The sequence below is a fragment of the Vreelandella sp. V005 genome (genome assembly GCF_052645115.1).
This window is the reverse complement of sequence record NZ_JBQXYA010000005.1, coordinates 50,244-68,542: the sequence shown is the minus strand read 5'-3', so window position 1 is coordinate 68,542 and position 18,299 is coordinate 50,244. Positions and strand designations below refer to the sequence as shown.

15 protein-coding genes are annotated in these 18,299 nt (G+C 53.1%); 2 read left to right on the top strand and 13 right to left on the bottom strand.

The features are described from left to right. The first annotated feature begins 45 nt into the window (after window positions 1-45). Entirely contained in the window at window positions 46-1,188 is a 1,143-nt protein-coding gene (locus ACUN8H_RS12915; protein WP_445532490.1) for a L,D-transpeptidase family protein, read from the top strand. A gap of 160 nt (window positions 1,189-1,348) precedes the next feature. Here the strand turns inward: ACUN8H_RS12915 and ACUN8H_RS12910 are convergent, their stop codons facing one another. The 6 genes from ACUN8H_RS12910 to ACUN8H_RS12885 form a co-directional block, all read right to left on the bottom strand. After that, window positions 1,349-1,612, bottom strand: coding sequence for an Lpp/OprI family alanine-zipper lipoprotein (locus tag ACUN8H_RS12910; protein WP_022523170.1), 264 nt, complete (start codon window positions 1,610-1,612; stop codon window positions 1,349-1,351). Between the two features lie 230 nt (window positions 1,613-1,842). Next, the gene (locus ACUN8H_RS12905; protein ID WP_445532489.1) at window positions 1,843-2,472 is read right to left on the bottom strand and encodes a L,D-transpeptidase family protein; all 630 of its coding nucleotides are present in this window, start codon (window positions 2,470-2,472) and stop codon (window positions 1,843-1,845) included. 147 nt (window positions 2,473-2,619) lie between these two features. Then, a complete protein-coding gene (locus ACUN8H_RS12900) occupies window positions 2,620-3,084 on the bottom strand; it encodes a 2-hydroxyacyl-CoA dehydratase (protein ID WP_445532488.1) in 465 nt (154 codons plus the stop codon). Between the two features lie 52 nt (window positions 3,085-3,136). Beyond that, window positions 3,137-3,598, bottom strand: coding sequence for a DUF6586 family protein (locus ACUN8H_RS12895; RefSeq protein WP_445532487.1), 462 nt, complete (start codon window positions 3,596-3,598; stop codon window positions 3,137-3,139). Beyond that, window positions 3,595-6,222: a type I DNA topoisomerase gene (gene topA / locus ACUN8H_RS12890; protein ID WP_445532486.1), complete on the bottom strand. Its 2,628-nt coding sequence runs from the start codon at window positions 6,220-6,222 to the stop codon at window positions 3,595-3,597. The genes ACUN8H_RS12895 and topA overlap by 4 nt, the downstream gene beginning before the upstream one ends. 314 nt (window positions 6,223-6,536) lie before the next feature. Then, window positions 6,537-9,278 (bottom strand): DUF3141 domain-containing protein, encoded by a 2,742-nt coding sequence (locus tag ACUN8H_RS12885; protein ID WP_445532485.1) that lies wholly within the window; start codon window positions 9,276-9,278, stop codon window positions 6,537-6,539. Window positions 9,279-9,585: 307 nt separating this feature from the next. On the opposite strand from ACUN8H_RS12885, the gene lipA reads away from it, so the two are divergent. Then, on the top strand, window positions 9,586-10,644 hold the full coding sequence (gene lipA, locus ACUN8H_RS12880) for a lipoyl synthase (protein WP_445532484.1): 1,059 nt from the start codon (window positions 9,586-9,588) through the stop codon (window positions 10,642-10,644). 49 nt (window positions 10,645-10,693) lie between these two features. Here lipA and lipB read toward each other — a convergent pair whose 3' ends face one another. From lipB to mrdA, 7 genes are all read right to left on the bottom strand, one after another. Then, a complete protein-coding gene (lipB, locus tag ACUN8H_RS12875; protein WP_445532483.1) occupies window positions 10,694-11,356 on the bottom strand; it encodes a lipoyl(octanoyl) transferase LipB in 663 nt (220 codons plus the stop codon). Between the two features lie 3 nt (window positions 11,357-11,359). Next, on the bottom strand, window positions 11,360-11,671 hold the full coding sequence (locus ACUN8H_RS12870; RefSeq protein WP_445532482.1) for an HP0495 family protein: 312 nt from the start codon (window positions 11,669-11,671) through the stop codon (window positions 11,360-11,362). Window positions 11,672-11,723: 52 nt separating this feature from the next. Next, window positions 11,724-12,923, bottom strand: a complete 1,200-nt coding sequence (locus ACUN8H_RS12865; protein WP_290697741.1) for a D-alanyl-D-alanine carboxypeptidase family protein — start codon at window positions 12,921-12,923, stop codon at window positions 11,724-11,726. 97 nt (window positions 12,924-13,020) lie between these two features. Then, window positions 13,021-14,001, bottom strand: a complete 981-nt coding sequence (locus ACUN8H_RS12860; RefSeq protein ID WP_445532481.1) for a septal ring lytic transglycosylase RlpA family protein — start codon at window positions 13,999-14,001, stop codon at window positions 13,021-13,023. After that, window positions 13,998-15,086: a lytic murein transglycosylase B gene (gene mltB / locus ACUN8H_RS12855; RefSeq protein ID WP_445532480.1), complete on the bottom strand. Its 1,089-nt coding sequence runs from the start codon at window positions 15,084-15,086 to the stop codon at window positions 13,998-14,000. The genes ACUN8H_RS12860 and mltB overlap by 4 nt, the downstream gene beginning before the upstream one ends. Window positions 15,087-15,194: 108 nt before the next feature. Then, on the bottom strand, window positions 15,195-16,355 hold the full coding sequence (rodA, locus tag ACUN8H_RS12850; protein ID WP_445532479.1) for a rod shape-determining protein RodA: 1,161 nt from the start codon (window positions 16,353-16,355) through the stop codon (window positions 15,195-15,197). A 3-nt stretch (window positions 16,356-16,358) separates the two neighbouring features. Continuing rightward, window positions 16,359-18,266, bottom strand: coding sequence for a penicillin-binding protein 2 (mrdA, locus tag ACUN8H_RS12845; RefSeq protein WP_445532478.1), 1,908 nt, complete (start codon window positions 18,264-18,266; stop codon window positions 16,359-16,361). Window positions 18,267-18,299: the final 33 nt, after the last annotated feature.

Below are 18,299 nucleotides of genomic sequence, written 5' to 3'. Positions count from 1 at the left end.
TCCAACGATGCGCAACAGCAGTGAATTAACCTATTAGGAACGACCATGAACATGCGTAATACCTTTACTTTCTGGGGCCCGACTAGCTTGGCTGTGCTATTAGCTGCCAGCCTGATGAGCCCCGCTTTTGCGCAACCTGCTGACGACCAGGTTGAAAGCCAGTCACAAGCGTCAGCCCAAGAGCAGACGAAGGCGCAGGAAGTCAGTATCGACGCTATCGACAGCGCCGTTCAGGTTGCCGACCAGGATGAACTGCCACGCGGCCACTTCCGTCTCCCTGAAAGCGGCGACGTGATAGGGGAACGCTATACCGTAGTAGTCGAAGACCCCAAGCAGACGCTGATCGATATCGCCCGCCGTCACAACATCGGCTATGAAGAAATCCGCATGGCCAATCCTAATGTCAGCCTTTGGGTGCCGGGGGTCGGTACTGAGGTTGTTATCCCTGCTCAGTACATCCTGCCACCCGCCCCACGCGAAGGCGTTGTGGTCAATCTGTCTGAGCTGCGTCTCTACTATTACCCTGCAGACAAACCCGGCATCGTTGAAACTTACCCGGTCAGCGTTGGGCGTGAAGAGTTCGCCACGCCTGTCGGCATTACGCGCACTACGGTAAAAGTGAAGGATCCCGCCTGGGCGCCGCCCTCTTCCATGCGTCGCGAAGCTGCTGAGCGAGGCGACCCTGCTCCCGCCATCGTACCGCCCGGCCCCGACAATCCGCTGGGAGAGCACGCCATTCTTTTGGCGATGCCGAGCTATCTGATTCACGGCACCAATCGTCCAGACGGCGTTGGTATGCGTGTTAGCCGTGGCTGTATTCGCATGTACCCAGAAGATATTGAATCGCTTTATGAGCGCTTACCTAGCGGCACTCAGGTTAATCTGATGGATGCGCCATTTAAAGCTGGCTGGGGATCGGATGGCACGCTGTTTGTGCAATCTTTCCCTCAACTAGAAGAGAATGTCGGCGACTTTGAACCCCTACTCAATGCATTAGAGCGTGTGACTGAGCTTACCGAAGACAATATTGAGATCGACCCCGAGCAAATAGAACGCGCGGTTGAAGCACCCGATGGTCAGTTCATTGCACTTTACGGACCTCAAGCGCCAGAATTAGAGCCCGAGCCCATCGAGTTGATCGAAGAGATTGAGATGAGCGCATCGGCTAACGCTAACGAAGACGCATGAACTAGCTTAGAGCGAAAATGAAGCAACAAAAAACCCCGCCGAAGCGGGGTTTTTTGCGTAGCTAGCGGCAACGAATACTTGCCTAACTTCTTTACTAACCACGACTTGCATACAGCAACCGCTGAGAGAGCCTAAAGCTCCCCAGCAGCTCCAAGCAGAATTACTTCTGCATGGAACGCTGGAACATGCGGTTCATTTCTTCACGGTTCTGCTCAGACATCTGCAGAGCAGCCTGCGCATCGCGCTGGGCTTGGTTTGCAGTGTTCATAGCCTGTGAAGCCATGCTGCGTGCTTCTGCAGCGTCAGCTTGTGCAGATTCTGCAGTCATGCGAACTTCTTCCAAAGCACTGGTAGAAGCACAACCAGCAAGAATTGCCAGAGAAGCGGCAGCAGCAGTCATTTTCAAAGTAGTCTTCAGAGTCATAATGTTCTCCTTGAGTCGTCCTTGGGTACTACGTTAAGGGTATGACAAAGATAAGGCTAGTCACTTAGATCAAAATAAATTCCTAGCTTAAATTTGTCTACCTGCGGTGCAGGTTCTTTACAGTGACTTGTGCTGCGAAGCACGCAAGTCAAACGCTGTTTTATAATAGACTACAGCGGTTGTCTATAGCCACTTGTTTAAAACCTCGAACTTCCTTCAACGTCACTAGCTTAACGGATCACTACACGGGTGCCAACACCCACTAACTCTGCCAAGCGATCAATTTGTGCGTTGGTAACGGCCACGCAGCCTTGAGTCCAATGATAGCGACCATGAATATCAGGATCCGCGCTCCCTAAGCCATGAATCCCAATTGCCCCACCCAGGGCGGTATTTTGTGGCGGGTGACCGTTACGACGGTAGTAGTCGAAGTAATCTTCATAATCTGTTTGGGAATAAATCCCTTTTTCAAGTGCCATGCGTGCGTGAGCGGGGGTTGGGAAATCAATCCCCATGAAAGTACGCCACTGGCTCTCGTAATTAAAACGGTTGATGCGAAACTCACCCATTGGAGTAACGTTATCACCACGTACCCGCTGAGTTTTTGCCCCTGCCCGCCCCAGTGAGATAGGGGCAAAGCGCTCTAACAACGCATTGCCACGATACACGCTAAGCGTTGCCTCCTGGTCATCAATCAACACCCATAGCTCGTTACTGTGGCGCGGCACAGGAGCACGCGTGAGCATTGTTTCGATGAGGTCAGCAGGTGCCGACGGGTTAGGTGCTGTGACTGCCGCACTAGCAACGGCTGGCAAACTTAGTGCCATGGCTAAAAAACGACGGCGATTGACTACAAACATGACAACTCTCGAAACAAGTTAGCCTGGGGTTGCACGACTTTGTGCCTTTGGTGGCTGTTATACCTTATTCCTACATACGCCGTTAGTAATTTCGTCATAGATGTGAATTGCCCTCTAACGATAATGCGCTGACAAAGGCGCGAAACATTAAACGCCCTGCAGCTCTTCCATACTGGCCATCATATGGCGTATTTCGGAATTTTGACCTTCTGCTAACGAATCGAAGAATTCTGCTTCAGGCGCAATCCTCGACCGCAAAGCACGGTGCTCATACATGGCTTGCAATCGCTCGTGCGCGATAGTGGCGGTTTTCATCGCATCTTCGATGGAACCTGTGATGGTTTGCTCTGCTAACTGATCCAACTCCGGCGGCTCAGGAAACTCACTCGATTCGTCAAACCATGTTTCGAGCACCTCAGAGTGATCCATACCGTCGTTGAACAGGCCTTCAAGCCCTGTTTTCATTTGCAGCTCTCGGCTGGCAAGGTAATCCAACCCCATTTTTAAACGTTCGCTGTCAGCTTGTTCAGCGGCTTCACTGTATTGGCGCGCCATGCGGGCATGAAAACCTGCCGCCCATTCGACTAAATCTTTGACTTGGTTATAACGCATCATGATCTCCTTTTCGTGGTGCTTACCTGGCCAGCAAATAAAATCGAGTCGCTTACCACTCCAGGCTGGTTTCGCGCAGCGCACCGATCTCTCGCTTCGCTGCCTGAAGGTTATCTAACATTTGCTGGCGCAAGCCAGCTTGATTACCCACTGCAATCATAGCGGGATTTTGAACCGTTCGCCGCGCAGCCCCGTCATCACTATGCAGACGCTCCAACTGCCCTGTGAGCCAATTCAACCAGCTTTCCGGCTGCGCCTGTAAGTCACGCAAGCGCTGTAATTCGGCTAGCGCGGGACCTTGCTGAGACAACAGCACTCTCCAACGATGCTCAGACAAGCGAGCATGCTCGGTGACTTCACGTAAAAGCGACTCTAATGCTAGCTCAAAGAGCGCCAAGGCGCTCTCCTCCAACGCCATCTGACGTGAAGGTGCATGCTCATCCTCTCCCGCCTCCAGAGTGGCTAGGAGCTCCGCCTGATAGAGCAGCTGATTGGTACGCGACCTTGCATTCACTTGCGCTTGTCCTCCACATGCCATTTGCCAGCATCGAACATGGCTTTCCAGCCGGTGGCTTTGCCTTCTTCGTCTGTCATAACGTACTGCTCTTTGGTCTTACGCGAATAACGGATTTGCGCAGGTCGACCATCAGGGTCTTCGCTGGGGGCCTTGAGAATAAAATGGTACTTTTCAGGCAATTCATCGGCGTGTGCTTTCAGCTCTTTCACCAGTGGCGGCCGCGTTTCTCGATTTTTAGGAAACTTACTTGCCGCCAAAAACAACCCACTCGCCCCATCGCGTAGCACGTAATGATCTTCCACTTTCTGACACGCCAGCTCCGGCATCGGAATCGGATCCATTTTGGGCGGCGCTACCTCGCCACTCTTCAACAACTTGCGAGTGTTTTTACACTCACTATTGGTACAGCCAAAATACTTGCCAAAGCGGCCTGATTTCAACTGCATTTCAGAGCCACATTTGTCGCATTCGATAACCGGGCCATCGTACCCTTTGATCTTAAATTTACCGCTCTCGACTTCGTAGCCGTCACAGTCAGGGCTGTTACCGCAAATATGCAACTTACGCGTTTCGTCAATCAGATAATTATCCATCGCTGTGCCGCACTTGGGGCAACGGCGCTTGGCACGCAGTGCATTGGTTTCAGCCTCTTCCCCCGCGTCCTCGGCAACGGCTTCCTCACCGGGGATCAGATCGATGGTGGTTTTGCAGCGCTCTTTGGGCGGCAAGTTGTAGCCACTACACCCCAGAAACACCCCAGTAGACGCGGTTCGGATCTGCATGTGCCGGCCGCAGCTTGGGCAGTCGATATCGGTAGGTACCGGCTGATTGGGCCGCATACCATCGTCGCTTTCAGCCTTGGCCAACTCTTCGCGAAACTCGCCATAGAATACATCTAAAAGCGCCTGCCAATTGCGTTCGCCATCGGCCACTTCATCGAGGCTATCTTCCATACGCGCGGTGAAGGAGAAATCCATCAGATCAGGAAAAGACTCTTTCAAACGCTCGGTGACGATATCGCCCAGCTTTTCGGCGTAGAAGCGGCGGTTTTCCAGCTTCACATAGCCGCGATCCTGAATCGTCGAGATGATCGACGCATAAGTAGAGGGACGACCAATTCCCTGCTTCTCCAACTCCTTCACCAGGCTAGCTTCAGTGTAACGCGGCGTTGGCTTGGTAAAGTGCTGCTGAGGATCAAGCGCTTCCATTGCCATTGCCGTGCCCTGCGGCAAATCAGGCAAGCTCTGGTCTTCATTTTTCCCGCTCGGCTTCATCACCCGCGTGTAGCCATCAAATTTAAGTACCCGCCCCTTGGCGCGCAGTTCGTAGCCATCGACCTCAACGCTCAGCGTGCTTGACAAGTACTCAGCAGGCGTCATTTGGCAAGCCACAAACTGGCGCCAAATCAGCTCGTAAAGACGCTCTGCATCGCGCTCCATGCCGGCCAGGTCCGATGCTTTACGCTCAACGCTGGAGGGTCGAATCGCTTCGTGAGCCTCCTGGGCACTCTCTTTGCTGCTATAACGATTAGGCGCTTCAGGCAGGTAGCGCTCACCAAACTCTTCACCGATATAATTGCGCACACCTTCCACCGCATCTTTTGAAAGATTGGTGGAGTCGGTACGCATATAAGTGATGTAGCCCGCTTCATAAAGGCGTTGGGCCATGGTCATAGTTTTCTTGACGGAGAACCCTAACCGGCCGCTCGCTGCCTGCTGTAGCGTAGAGGTAATAAAGGGAGCCGTCGGCTTAGAACTGGTGGGCTTATCTTCCCGGGAGGTAATCGCCAACTTGGCTTTTCTAAGCTGCTCAATACGCGCCAAAGTATCTTTTTCGGAGGTAGGCCTAAAGGCCTTCCCGTCCTGACGAACGAGCGCAAAGCGCACCAGCTCACCTTCAGGTGAGGCTAAATCGGCGTGAACATCCCAAAACTCTTCCGGTATGAAGGCGCGTATTTCACGCTCGCGCTCAACAATCAAACGAACAGCGACGGATTGCACGCGTCCCGCCGACAGGCCACGCGCCACTTTTGCCCACAACAAGGGTGAGAGCATAAAGCCTACGACACGATCAAGAAAACGGCGCGCCTGCTGCGCCTCTACCCGCGGAATATTAAGTGCACCCGGTGCCTTGAACGCATCCTGGATAGCGTTTTTGGTGATTTCGTTAAACACCACACGCTTATAGCGGCTATCGTCTCCACCGATGGTTTCGCGCAGGTGCCAAGCAATGGCCTCCCCTTCGCGATCCAAATCCGTTGCGAGATAGACGGCATCAGCTTTCTCAGCCAGCTTTTTGAGCTCTGCCACGACCTTCTCTTTGCCAGGCAGCACTTCGTAGTTCGCTTCCCAGCCGTTGTTAGGGTCGATACCCATCCGCCGGATTAACTGATCCTGACTTTTACGCTTTTTATACTCTGCTTTCTCTTCCGCCGACATCTTGCGTGTCGCTGCGGCTTGGCGTGCGCGCTCCTTAGGGTCGGAGGCTGCCTTACCTGAGCCGCTGGTCGGCAGGTCACGAATGTGGCCCACGCTCGACTTCACGATGAAATCGTTGCCGAGATATTTGTTAATCGTCTTCGCTTTCGCTGGCGACTCGACGATGACCAGTGACTTGCCCATAGTGCTCCACTTTCCTAATGCACGGGCTGGCTAGCGCGTGCTCTGAATTCGGTGCCGTATCGTCGGGCTGAAACAGCCCAATAAAAAAGATACAGATGAAAAAATGCGCCTACCCTACCCCAGCCCTTAGCGAAGCGCCAGTGGCAACCAAATCGTAAGGAGAATTCGTAGAGTCCAGCCAACCGTGCTTATATTTCTGATAAATAGTAGCTAGACACTAGACTGCCACTGACATTACAGCAACCCAAAAGGCAGTAAGACAAACAAAACGCCCCCACCAAATAGGCGGGGGCGCGATGATCTAACCTACTGTTTTAGCGCTTACCGGTTGGCTCATTACCCTCGCTAGCGCTATTGGACTTCGCCGTTGGTTTAGCGTCTTTTTCACCGGTAGCAGTGGCTTTAGTCGCTTTTTCTTCTTTTCTCACTGGGGGCTTTTGTGATGAAAGCTGCGCGTCTTTAGGCTGTGCCACACCTGGCTTCACTGCCTCAGCTTGAGCAGCCCCCTGCTTCGTAGTTTCTTGAGCCGAGCTGACAGAGCCCCCTACCTTCGGCTCAACATTTACTGCCTCAGCGGCTGCGGAATCGACAGACTCTTTGGCTTTTTCGATGCCACCTTGTAGCTTGGCAGCTGTGTCAGCCTTAACAGTTGCTGGCGTTGATGCTTTCGCCTTAGCAACGTTCGGCTTAGCTATGCTCGCCTTAGCGCCGGTTTTCGGCTTGTCGGCTTTCTGGATTGACGGCGTTTTGGGCTTAGAAGGCGGCGCCTTTTTAGTGGGCCGAGCTTGATCAAACAGTGCCTTAACTTGGGTAAACCGCTCGGCAGCATGCTCTGAAAGCTCGCCACTAGCGGCAAACACGTGCTCAAGGTGGCTAATATAACCATCGATTTCGTCGCCACTGCTACCTTTTAACAAAGTAGGCAGCGAGTTCAACGCCTGATCACGGTCCAGCTTTAAGATGAAGAACTGCTCGCGCACCAAGTTTTTAAAGTCACTTAACTTAATGCCCGGCTCTAACTCAGCACGAGAGGCGCGTAGACGCTTAAAGTTGCGCTCATCAGTGGCTGGCGCGCCACCCATGACATAAATAAGTGAGCGCATAACGGCTTCATGGGCACTGCCTTGAGCAATTTTCTCACGTAGCGCTTCCTGACGATGCTCAACGAAACGACGACGCTCAGGTTCGGCGCCCGGACGGCGACGATGCACATGAGCATCACCATAAAGGCCAACGGCAGCCTGCAAAAGCGGCTGGCCGTAGATCTCCATGAACATTTTTTCGGTGCTGCTATCACGTAAATCGCGCATCGCATTGAGGCTAGCAACCAACTGATCAGATCCCATGGTCTCAAGCGCCTTGAACAGATTATCCTGTTCAACCCGGTGGCGGTTTTTACGTACGAAATCTGCCATTACCGGTAGCGGCACAGAGAGAGGATTGCGGTCAGAAAGCAGCTTATAGCCCAAGCGAATGGGATGCGTCCGGCGAATCCAGCGTGCGGCTTCAGGCGTTATTGTCGCTTTTAACCATGGCTGCAGGAATAATCGGTACATGCCCAAATTTATTTCTGAAATACGTGCCACTGTGGCAAAGCGACGATCATCTTCAGGCTTATGCATGACCGACTGGTCTAACTCTTCAAAGTCCCGTGGCATGAATTCAAGCAGATAGTCACGCTCATAGAGCTCTGCATCTTCGCCCTTTTCGGCCGATGATATGGTCGTTTCATACAACCCCGGCGGCAGGACATCGATATAATCCATATTGGCCGTGAATTCGGTATGCTCCTTGCGCGACACGCTGCCCGAAACGAATATGCCCAAATGGCCTGTTGTATCGTGCTGGCAATAGACGATGGTTTGCTCGTTGGCAATGATATCATCCGTGTTTTCATATAAATCACGAATCCACCCCAGCGCTTGAGGCGGCGGAGTTATATCATCACCTCGAGAACAGAACACAACGATCGGCGAGCGCACATTACGCAGATCGATGCGACGACCATCACGGGTTACCAACTGTGCGGTTGAGAGGCGGTTACCGACAAAAAGATTATCGACAATATACTGGATCTCTTCGCCGCCCAGCACGACATGACCACCCCACCAGCGTTCAAATTCTAGATAGCGGCCCGCTTCGGTATCGATGTTGTCGTAAAGGTGATACTGCTTTTTCCAGTAGGTATTGGCCGGATTGAGGCGCTCAAAGTTTTGCACCAGCATTGCCCCATCAAACAGGCCATCGCCAATGTCGCTCGCCAGCGCAGTCATCCAGCTGCCCCCGGACATTCCACCGGTATAGCGCATCGGTGCCTTGCCATGTTCGCCCGCCCAGTAAGAGAGCGGCGCCCCAGCAATAAGGATAGGGCCAAACACCTCTGGCTCCAGAGCCGCTGCCATCATAATCTGCCAACCCGCTTGGCAATTGCCTACCACCATCGGTTTTTCAGTGGTTTCAGGGTGCAGTTCAATGACATGACGCAGAAAGGCAATCTCTGACTCAACCACATCCTCAACGGTTTGACCTGGCTCAGGAAATGGCAAAAAGCCAATAAAGTAGCAAGGATGGCCCGCTTTAAGGGCTACACCCAGCTCACTGTCGGGCTTGAAGCCACCAATCCCTGGCCCATGTCCTGCGCGCGGGTCGACCACCACAAAGGGGCGCTTCTGAAGATCGATTTCAGTCCCTTCGTGGGGTAACACACGCAACAGTTCATAGTTAGTTGGCCGAGGCAACGTCCGACCATCCATCAGCACTTCGGTATCGAAGCCGAGCACATTGGGCTTGGTTTGCTCCATGTGCTCGAGGTATTGGTTGCCGCGCTCGCGCATGACATCTAAATACAGAACGCTTCGCTCCATGCTATCGCGCCAGTAACTAAACGCTGCACGTCCAAAACCATAAGGGTCGAAAAGTGAAGCGACCGCTTCACTGCCCGGCATCGTTGTGGAAGCACTCTGCTTGTTAAGCCATGATTGGTTAAGCCATGGTTGCTTTAGCCATGCACCAGTAAAAGCGCTGGCAGGAAACAAAGGATTGGCGAGAAAGGTCATAGGTTCTCCCATTGGGTTGATGCGACGGCACCACACCCGATAGCGATGATGCTGCAATGCAATATAGTTTAGGCTACAACGCGCGTGACGTCGATCTTTACTCCTCATTATTACTGCTTACTGCCAGCTTATGGCCTGGCCTCAATCAATGCCGACGGTGTCCTGTTGACAGTGAGATATGTTATCTTAGTAATTATTGGTAGTCGTTTTTAGCACGATTAGACATTGAACGTACCACGTATCAATTGGCGGGCCTTGTCAGCATCTTACCTCCAGGCCTACCGCACAAAAGAGAGGCTCTGTCCCTATGAGCAATAACCCTCCGCAACGCGTGTCCAGCGGTGAAAAATACCGCAATGAACATGGCATGACGGTGATCAAGGATGGCATGAAGCAGCGCAAAGCGCAGGCGGAAGTGCCATCACTTGAACGCAAGCCCAAGTGGCTACGTGCACAGATCCCTGGAGGGGAGCGTTTTGAGGCGGTCAAGAAAAACGTAGCAACCCATCGGCTAAGTACCGTCTGCGCTGAATCCCACTGCCCTAACATGGGCGAATGTTGGAGCAATGGCACCGCCACCATCATGTTAATGGGGTCAGTATGCACCCGCGCCTGTCGATTTTGCGCGGTGGATACCGGCAACCCGCAAGGCTGGTTAGATCTTGAAGAGCCTGAAAATACTGCCAAGTCTGTCGAGTTGATGGGCCTTCGTTACATTGTGCTCACTTCCGTAGACCGTGACGACCTAGACGATGGTGGTGCATCACACTACGCCAACTGCATCAGTGCTATTAAAGCGCGCACGCCAGAGGTAGTGGTTGAGGCGTTGACACCTGATTTTGATGGTGAGCTGAGTGCAATTGAGCGCGTCGTTGATTCGGGATTGCAGGTATTTGCCCAAAACGTCGAGACCGTTGAACGATTGACGGGCCGTGTGCGTGACCGGCGCGCAGGCTATCGTAAAACGTTAGATGTACTAGCCCACGCCAAGCGCTATCGTCCTGACATTATTACCAAAACCAGCTTGATGCTGGGGCTTGGCGAAACGGACGAAGAAATTTTACAAACCTTTGATGATCTACGTGAAATCGGCGTGGATATCGTGACGCTTGGTCAATACCTGCGTCCTACGAAAAATCACTTAGCGGTAGAGCGCTGGGTAACGCCAGAAGAGTTTGACCGCTATCGGGTTATCGGCTTGGAAAAAGGCTTTATGGAAGTGCCTTCCGGTCCGCTAGTACGCTCGAGCTATCGTGCGGACCGCGTGTTTGAAAAAAATAATCTGGGCCTTGCTTCTCCCGCCGCTATTCCGGGCCAGGAAGTAGAAGTGAACCCCAATATTATTCCAGCACTCAACGTCGGGTAGGCTTTAAAACTAGCGTAATGATATCTGAGGGAGCCAATGGCTCCCTTTTTTACAGCGGCGAGGTATCCACACTGACCAAATCTCGATTTAAGCTTGCGGCCAGCGCTTTTGCCAACTGCTCCCCGACCCGATGATTGCTAGGCAATGTTACTAGATCGGCCAACCTAATCATGGACATGCCCGCATAGCCGCAGGGATTGATACGCAAAAAAGGCGCTAAGTCGCCATCCACGTTCAACGCGACGCCGTGAAAACTTGCGCCACGCCGAATGCGTAGGCCCAAAGAAGCGATTTTGGCCTCTCCTGTTAGGGTCATTACGTACACGCCGGGCGCATCAGGACGTGCACGCGCGGTCACGCCATAATCGCTCAAAACATCAATGACCGCGTTTTCCAACGCCGTGACTAAATCACGTACGCCTATTTTACCCCGCCGCACATCCAGCAATGGATAGAGCACCACCTGGCCCGGCCCGTGGTAAGTCACCTGCCCGCCCCTGTCCGTGTGCACCACAGGAATGTCGCCGGGAAGAAGCAGATGTTCGGGTTTGCCCGCCTGCCCCTGCGTGAATACGGGGTCGTGCTCAACGAGCCAGAACTGATCCGGCGTACTGGCATCTCGTGTATCGGTCAACGCACGCATGGCCTCCCACACCGGCAAATAGGGCTGGCGTCCTAAACGATGCAGTCTGATGGGCACATCATCACTCACGGCTTACACCACCATGTGGACACGTCCGGTGGCTTTTAGCGCTTCAAACACGTCTTTAATATGCTGCTCCCCCGTCGCGCGAATCACCACTCGAACCGATTGAAAGCGACCATTGCGACTATCCACTACCTGCATCGTAGTGGCGTCAAAATCGGGCACATGGCGCACAATGACCTGACATACGCAAGCGGGAAAATCCTCGGCAGCATCACCGACGACTTTCAACGAGTAATCACAGGGAAAAGTGATTTTAGGCGGCTCTTGTACCGCCGGTTGACGCAAATCACGCAGCCCCCGTGGCGTACTTTTTTTCATAGCAACTCTCTTATTGCAGAATCAAAACCGATGAACAAATATAAGGCAAACATTAATCGGTAAACTGACTGATTAAGCCACTAAAGAAGCGCTGAACCTGATCAAATAAACGCTTGAAGAGGCCACCCTCTTCAATATTTTCCAACGCTACGAGACGGCGTTCACCAACCACCTCCTCCCCCAAATGAACTTCAAGCGTGCCCACTTCGTCACCAATCGCAATCGGCGCCTGAAGGTCGGGATTCAGATTAAGGCGTGCGCGCAGCTCTTCATTACGGTTACGCGGCAGGGTCATAAAGACCTCTTCATCGACGCCCACTCGCAATTCATTAATATCACCACCCCACACGCGCGGCGTGGCCAGGACGGCACCACGCTCGTAAAGCTTCATGGTTTCGAAAAAGCGAAAGCCATAGCTCAGCAGCTTTTGCGTTTCCTGAGCACGCGCTTCATCGGAATTGGTGCCCATCACCACCGAGATCAAACGCATGTCATCCCGCTTGGCTGAGGAGACCAGGCAAAACCCTGCCTCTGTCGTCCAGCCTGTTTTTAGACCATCCACGGAAGGGTCGCGCCATAGCAGACGGTTGCGGTTGGGCTGGTCGATGCCGCCATAAGAGAAAGTACGCTGGGAGTAAATCTCATAGTGGTCGGGATAATCATTAATAATATGCTGGGATAAACGTGCCATATCATGCGCGGTGGAGTAGTGATTATCACCCGGCAAGCCCGTGGCGTTTTGGAAATTTGTATTATTCATGCCCAATCGCGTGGCATGTTGATTCATCAGGTCCGCAAAAGGTGCTTCCCCTCCTGCCAAATGTTCCGCCATCGCCACACTGGCATCGTTACCAGAAACAATGATGATCCCATGAAGCAAGTTGTCTACCGAAACCTGATCGCCCACCTCAATGAACATTTTGGAACCACCGGTACGCCAAGCATTCTCACTGACATTGATCATATCAGTGAGATTGATCGTGCCACGGTCAAGCTCTCGCTCAACCAAGTAAGCCGTCATTAGCTTGGTCAGGCTGGCAGGCGGTAAGCGCTCATCTGAATTATGCTCCGCTAAAATTCGGCCACTGTTGGCATCCATTAGTATCCATGAACTTGCCGCTAACTGTGGAGCTGAAGGGATAATAGTTTGCGGCTGTGGTATCACCTGCGCCGCTGCAGGTACCGCAACCGTCGTCATTGCAGCAAAAAGGCACAGGCGTGCTGAGCGACCAATGGATGTAAACACGTTCATAACGTCAGTCTCACTTACTTGAAAGCTTACTTGTAAAGCTTATTTTTAAAACAAGGCGGCGCGTAAAACGCGCCACAAGAAATAAATAGGGAGCTAATTATCGCACAACGAAGACCTGGGGGAACCCCGCCTGACGAAGTGTTTCGCGCGCCTGCGTTTCCTGCCCGGGCCTAATAGGCCCCACTTGGACACGATAGATATCGGCACTGCTCAAAATACGTACATCATGGGGCTGCTCTCCTTGCAAACGCCGCTGTAATTGCTGCGCCCCTTCTTGGTTACCTAGTGCGGCAATCTGAAGGTACACCTCACCATTGGAACCGCTTTGGCTTGGTGCAGGGGGTGAAGCCTGCCCTTGTGAGGGCCGGGCAACGGCAGGCGCTGTATTGTCAGCAACGCGTGCAGGCGCTGACGCGCGAGCTGGAGAAAGTGCACTTCCAGAACGGCCACGCTCGGCCAACCACTGCTCAGGATTGATGGCTTCGACTTTAACCGGGCCAGTACCATTATCAAGAAAGCCCAGCCGCGCAGCCGCCGCGTAGGAAAGATCTATTTCACGATCACTATGGAAAGGCCCGCGGTCATTGACCCTGACAATCACTGATTGCCCATTATCCAAGCTGGTGACTCGGGCGAAAGTTGGCAAAGGGAGCGAGCGATGAGCTGCCGACATTTTATACATGTCGTAAATTTCGCCGTTTGACGTCGCATAACCGTGAAACTTTTCACCGTACCAGGATGCAGTGCCGCGCTTCTCATAACCTGTGGCATCGGGCAAAACGTGATAGGTTTTTCCCCACACTTCATAAGTTGAACGGTTACCGCCCGAAGAAGGCTGTTCAACGCGGGGTTCTGCATCGGGCACTTTGGTGACATCGGGTGGCTCTAACGGGTAGGCATCGCCACTCATTGCATAACGACCGTCACTGGTAGCCGACGATGAAACCGGGGCTGCCGTTTGGTTAGCCGAGCTAGGCGTGTCTATACGCTGAGTATCGTTACTCGCGCAGCCGCTGATTAGCGCCAGCAAGGCGATGAGCCCACCGACACGGCTGGTGGTCGTCAGTTTGCCCTTCATACGTTGTCCTCAACTAGCTTGTGCTCAACCAGCTTGTCCTCATTCGGCCTGTCGTGCTTTGCGGCGATCGCTTCCGCCAACTCAGCAACGGCCATCGCATAAAGATGACTGTGGTTATAGCGCGTGATGACATAAAAATTGTGCTCGCCCAGCCGGTAACGAGTCGCTCCGTCGGCGAATTCTAGCGCCAAGGGGACTACCATTAAGTCATCATCAAGTGAGTCATTAGGCGTCAGCCCATGCGTGGCAAGCTGAGCGACAGTTACCGCAGGGGGCGACGCTTGATTAAACGAAAGCGACTGCAGTAAGTCATCTGGCAATCCCTCTGGGCCAGTGGCCGTATGGTATATATCTGCGCCAGGCTTCCAGTGATGCTCAGCAAAGTAGTTTGCGACGCTGCCAATCGCATCAACGGGGTTCTCCCATAAATCACGTCGACCATCGTTATCGAAGTCTACTGCATATGCTTGGTAACTGGTGGGTATGAACTGCGGATAGCCCATGGCGCCCGCATAAGAGCCGCGCAGCGTTGTCGGGTCGACCTGCTGCTCATACGCGATACGTAAAAAAGCGGCAAGCTCACCACGAAAAAAGTCGCCTCTTTGGGGATGGTGAAACGCCAAGGTGGCTAATGAATCTAGCACGCGATGTTGGCCTTTATGCCGACCGTAATAGGTTTCAACGCCAATAATAGCCGCAATGATGTCGGCGGGCACACCATAAGTATTTTCAGCACGTGCCAAGGCTTCCGCGTGCTCATTGATGAATGCCACACCTTCATCAATACGCTGCTGGGTTATGAAAATAGCCCGATACTCGTGCCACTTTAGACGGCGTTCGGCTGCCCCTTCCATCGCATCAAGAACGCTTTGCGTGTAGTTTGCCTGCCCAAGCGCCTCTTCTAGCCAGGCTTGTGGCAATCCCTGCTCCATTAACGCTTCCATCAATAGTTGGCTGTCAGCATTATGCTGGGGAGCAAAATGCAGCCCTTTTTCTGAAGGCTCATCGGCAAGTGCTGGGGATGCCAACCAGCACATCATCGCTGCCAATAAATAGCGGCTCGCTTTTCCTTGAACCTTGTTCATTAACTCTCCACTCCTGAGCGCTTTATTCTGAAACGATTGATGCCAACGTTAATCATGGCCGCGCCTTCCATTGAAGTGCATTACAAACCCCTAAACGAGATAACTTCGCTAGCGCGAGAGCAACCGGCGATGCGCATGTATGGACATGAGAATACCGAAACCGGCTAACAAGGTCACGCTTGAGGTGCCGCCAAAGCTAACCAACGGTAACGGTACGCCAACAACGGGCAAAATACCGCTCACCATGCCCATATTGACAAACACATAAATGAAAAACGTGAGAATAATACTGCCAGCGACTAAACGGCCAAAGGTATCCTGAGCGGCGCTCGCCATCCATAGCCCACGGCTTACGATTAATAGATACAAGCTCAGCAGCACCAGCATGCCTACCAAACCAAACTCCTCCCCCAGCACGGCAATGATGAAGTCGGTATGCCGTTCAGGTAAGAACTCCAACTGGGACTGAGTACCCTGCAGCCAGCCTTTACCCCAAAGTCCACCGCTACCGATGGCAGTCGTCGATTGGATGATATTCCAGCCAGAACCTAGCGGATCGCTTTCAGGGTTCAGAAACGTCAGTACGCGCTGACGCTGGTAGTTATGCATATTCATCCATAACAACGGCACGCCGGAAGCGCCAAGCGCGGCAATAAAGCCGATTAAACGCCACGACAAGCCTGCTAGCAGAACCACAATGAGGGCAGCACTGGCGACCAGCAATGAAGTGCCCAAGTCAGGCTGGATAGCCGTCAGCACAACAGGTAAGCCGATGATAACGCCGCATACGAGTATATCGCGCAGGCGCGGCGGCAGTTCACATCGGTTTAGATAAGCCGCGACCATCAGCGGGGCCGCCAGTTTCATCATTTCCGAGGGTTGAAATCGAATCACGCCAGGAATGACTAACCAACGCTTAGCGCCCATGCCGACATCGCCCACCACATCAACGGCTACCAGCATGGCGACACCGATGCCATAAGCTAATGGGGCAAAACGTAAGAAAGTAGAGGGTGAAAATTGGGCAATAATCACCATGCCCACCAGAGCAATACTAAAACGTATACCCTGGGCAATCACAGCATCGATGGATTGACCAGACGCGCTGTAAAGAACGATTAAACCGCCGCCCATCAATAGTAGCAGCAAGCCCAGCAACCAGGGGTCTATATGGATCCGCTCCCAGACACTTTTGCGCCGGGCGATGCCGCTTTCCGGGGGGCGCACAGGATGACCACGCATCGAACGTGCTAAATAATGCCAAGGCATGCGTTAGTTACCCTCCACATTGGCATCATCTTCTTCCAAGACTTCACGCACTTCTTCTACATCGGGCGCTTCATCTTCAAGCAACCAAGCATCGGTCATGGCACGGGCCAAATGCGCTGCGTGGGTACTACCGCCGCCAGCATTTTCAACAATAACGGAGACCGCAATCTGAGGATTTTCCAAGGGCGCAAAAGCCATAAACAGCGCGTGATCTCGCAGCCGCTCCGCTAGCTCATCCGCGTTATAGCGTTGATCCTGTCCTAGCGAAAACACCTGGGCAGTACCTGACTTGCCGCCCATGCGATATTCAAGCCCCACCCCCGTTCGGCGGGCAGTCCCTTCACTACCACTAATGACTTTCTCCATCCCGCTGAACACCCTATCCCACCAGTTATCATTGGCTAACTGAATGTCATCTAATGTCTCGGGCAAGTCGCGGGGCACAGGCGTATCGCCAATTTGGCGAGCGAGGCGTGGTTTCACCCAATGACCCCGGTTAGCCAGCGTTGCAGTGGCACTGGCGAGTTGCAGCGGCGTCACCTGCCAATAACCTTGCCCGATACCCACCGAGAGTGTTTCACCAGGGTACCAGGGCTGATTGAAACGTCCCCGCTTCCAATCACGCGAAGGCATTAAAGCGCCGCTTTCGCCCTGGACGTCATGGGCGACACGCTGGCCAAAGCCAAAATTACTCATCTGCTCATGCAGGTTATCGATACCCAAATCATGCGCCAGTGTGTAGTAGTAAGTATTATTAGAAACCGCCAGAGAGCGCTCCATGTCTACTCGACCATGCCCCCAGCGTAACCAGTTACGATAACGGCGGGAATCATTGGGCAATTGGTAGTAACCGGGGTCATTAATGGTGCTATCCGGCGTAATAACACCCTCCACTAACCCGGCGAGCGCCAGAAATGGCTTAATGGTCGAACCCGGAGGATAATGGCCACGGATAGCCCGGTTAAACAGCGGGAGATCAAGGTCTTCCTGCAAACCACGATAAGAGGCGACATCAATACCGGTGACAAACTGGTTGCTGTCAAACCCCGGTGTCGACACCATGGCCAGAATTTCACCGGTGGCAGGTGCAATGGCGACGATCGAGCCACGGCGTCCATCTAGGAGCTCATACGCCAGCATTTGGAGGGATTTATCCAGCGTTAGCGTTACGTTTTGCCCTGGCACCGGATCAGTACGCCCCAACTCTCTTAACACGCGGCCACGGGCATTCGTTTCTACTTTGCGTAGCCCCGCCTGTCCATGTAGCTCTTCTTCGTAGAAGCGCTCGATACCGGTTTTACCGATAAAGTGAGTACCCGCGTAGCTTCCCGCTTCCAGCGACTCCATCTCTTCGGCATTAATACGACCCACATACCCTAACGCGTGGGCCATAATCTCCGCGTCCGGGTAAAACCGCAGCGGCTGGGCCTCTATTTCTACCCCAGGCAGGCGGTGGCGGTTAACTGCCAGGCGGGCGATCTGATCTTCGCTTAAATCACTGGTAAGCAGCGCAGGCTGAAAAGGGCGCTGGCGTTGGCGGGAGCGCACGTTAAACGCTTCGATCTCTTCTTCAGGCAACTCAAGCAGCTCGACCAACAGCGCCAGCGTTTCGTCCAGATTATCGACCCGTTCACGCACAAGCGTCAGATTATAGGTTGGACGATTTTCTGCTAATAGCACCCCGTTGCGGTCATAAATCAATCCGCGGTTAGGGGGAAGCGGTTCGACACGCACACGGTTATTTTCAGAGCGGGTGCTATACATGTCGTGCTGGACGATTTGTAGATAAATAAGGCGCCCCGTTAGCAACCCGGCAAGCGTTAACACCACCACGATGGCGAGTAGCGCTCTAACACGAAAAATACGCAGTTCTTGCCCGGAGTTTTTTAGCGTGTTGGGGCGCTTGAGCATGGCAACGGTGACTCTCAAAACAAACAAAAGACG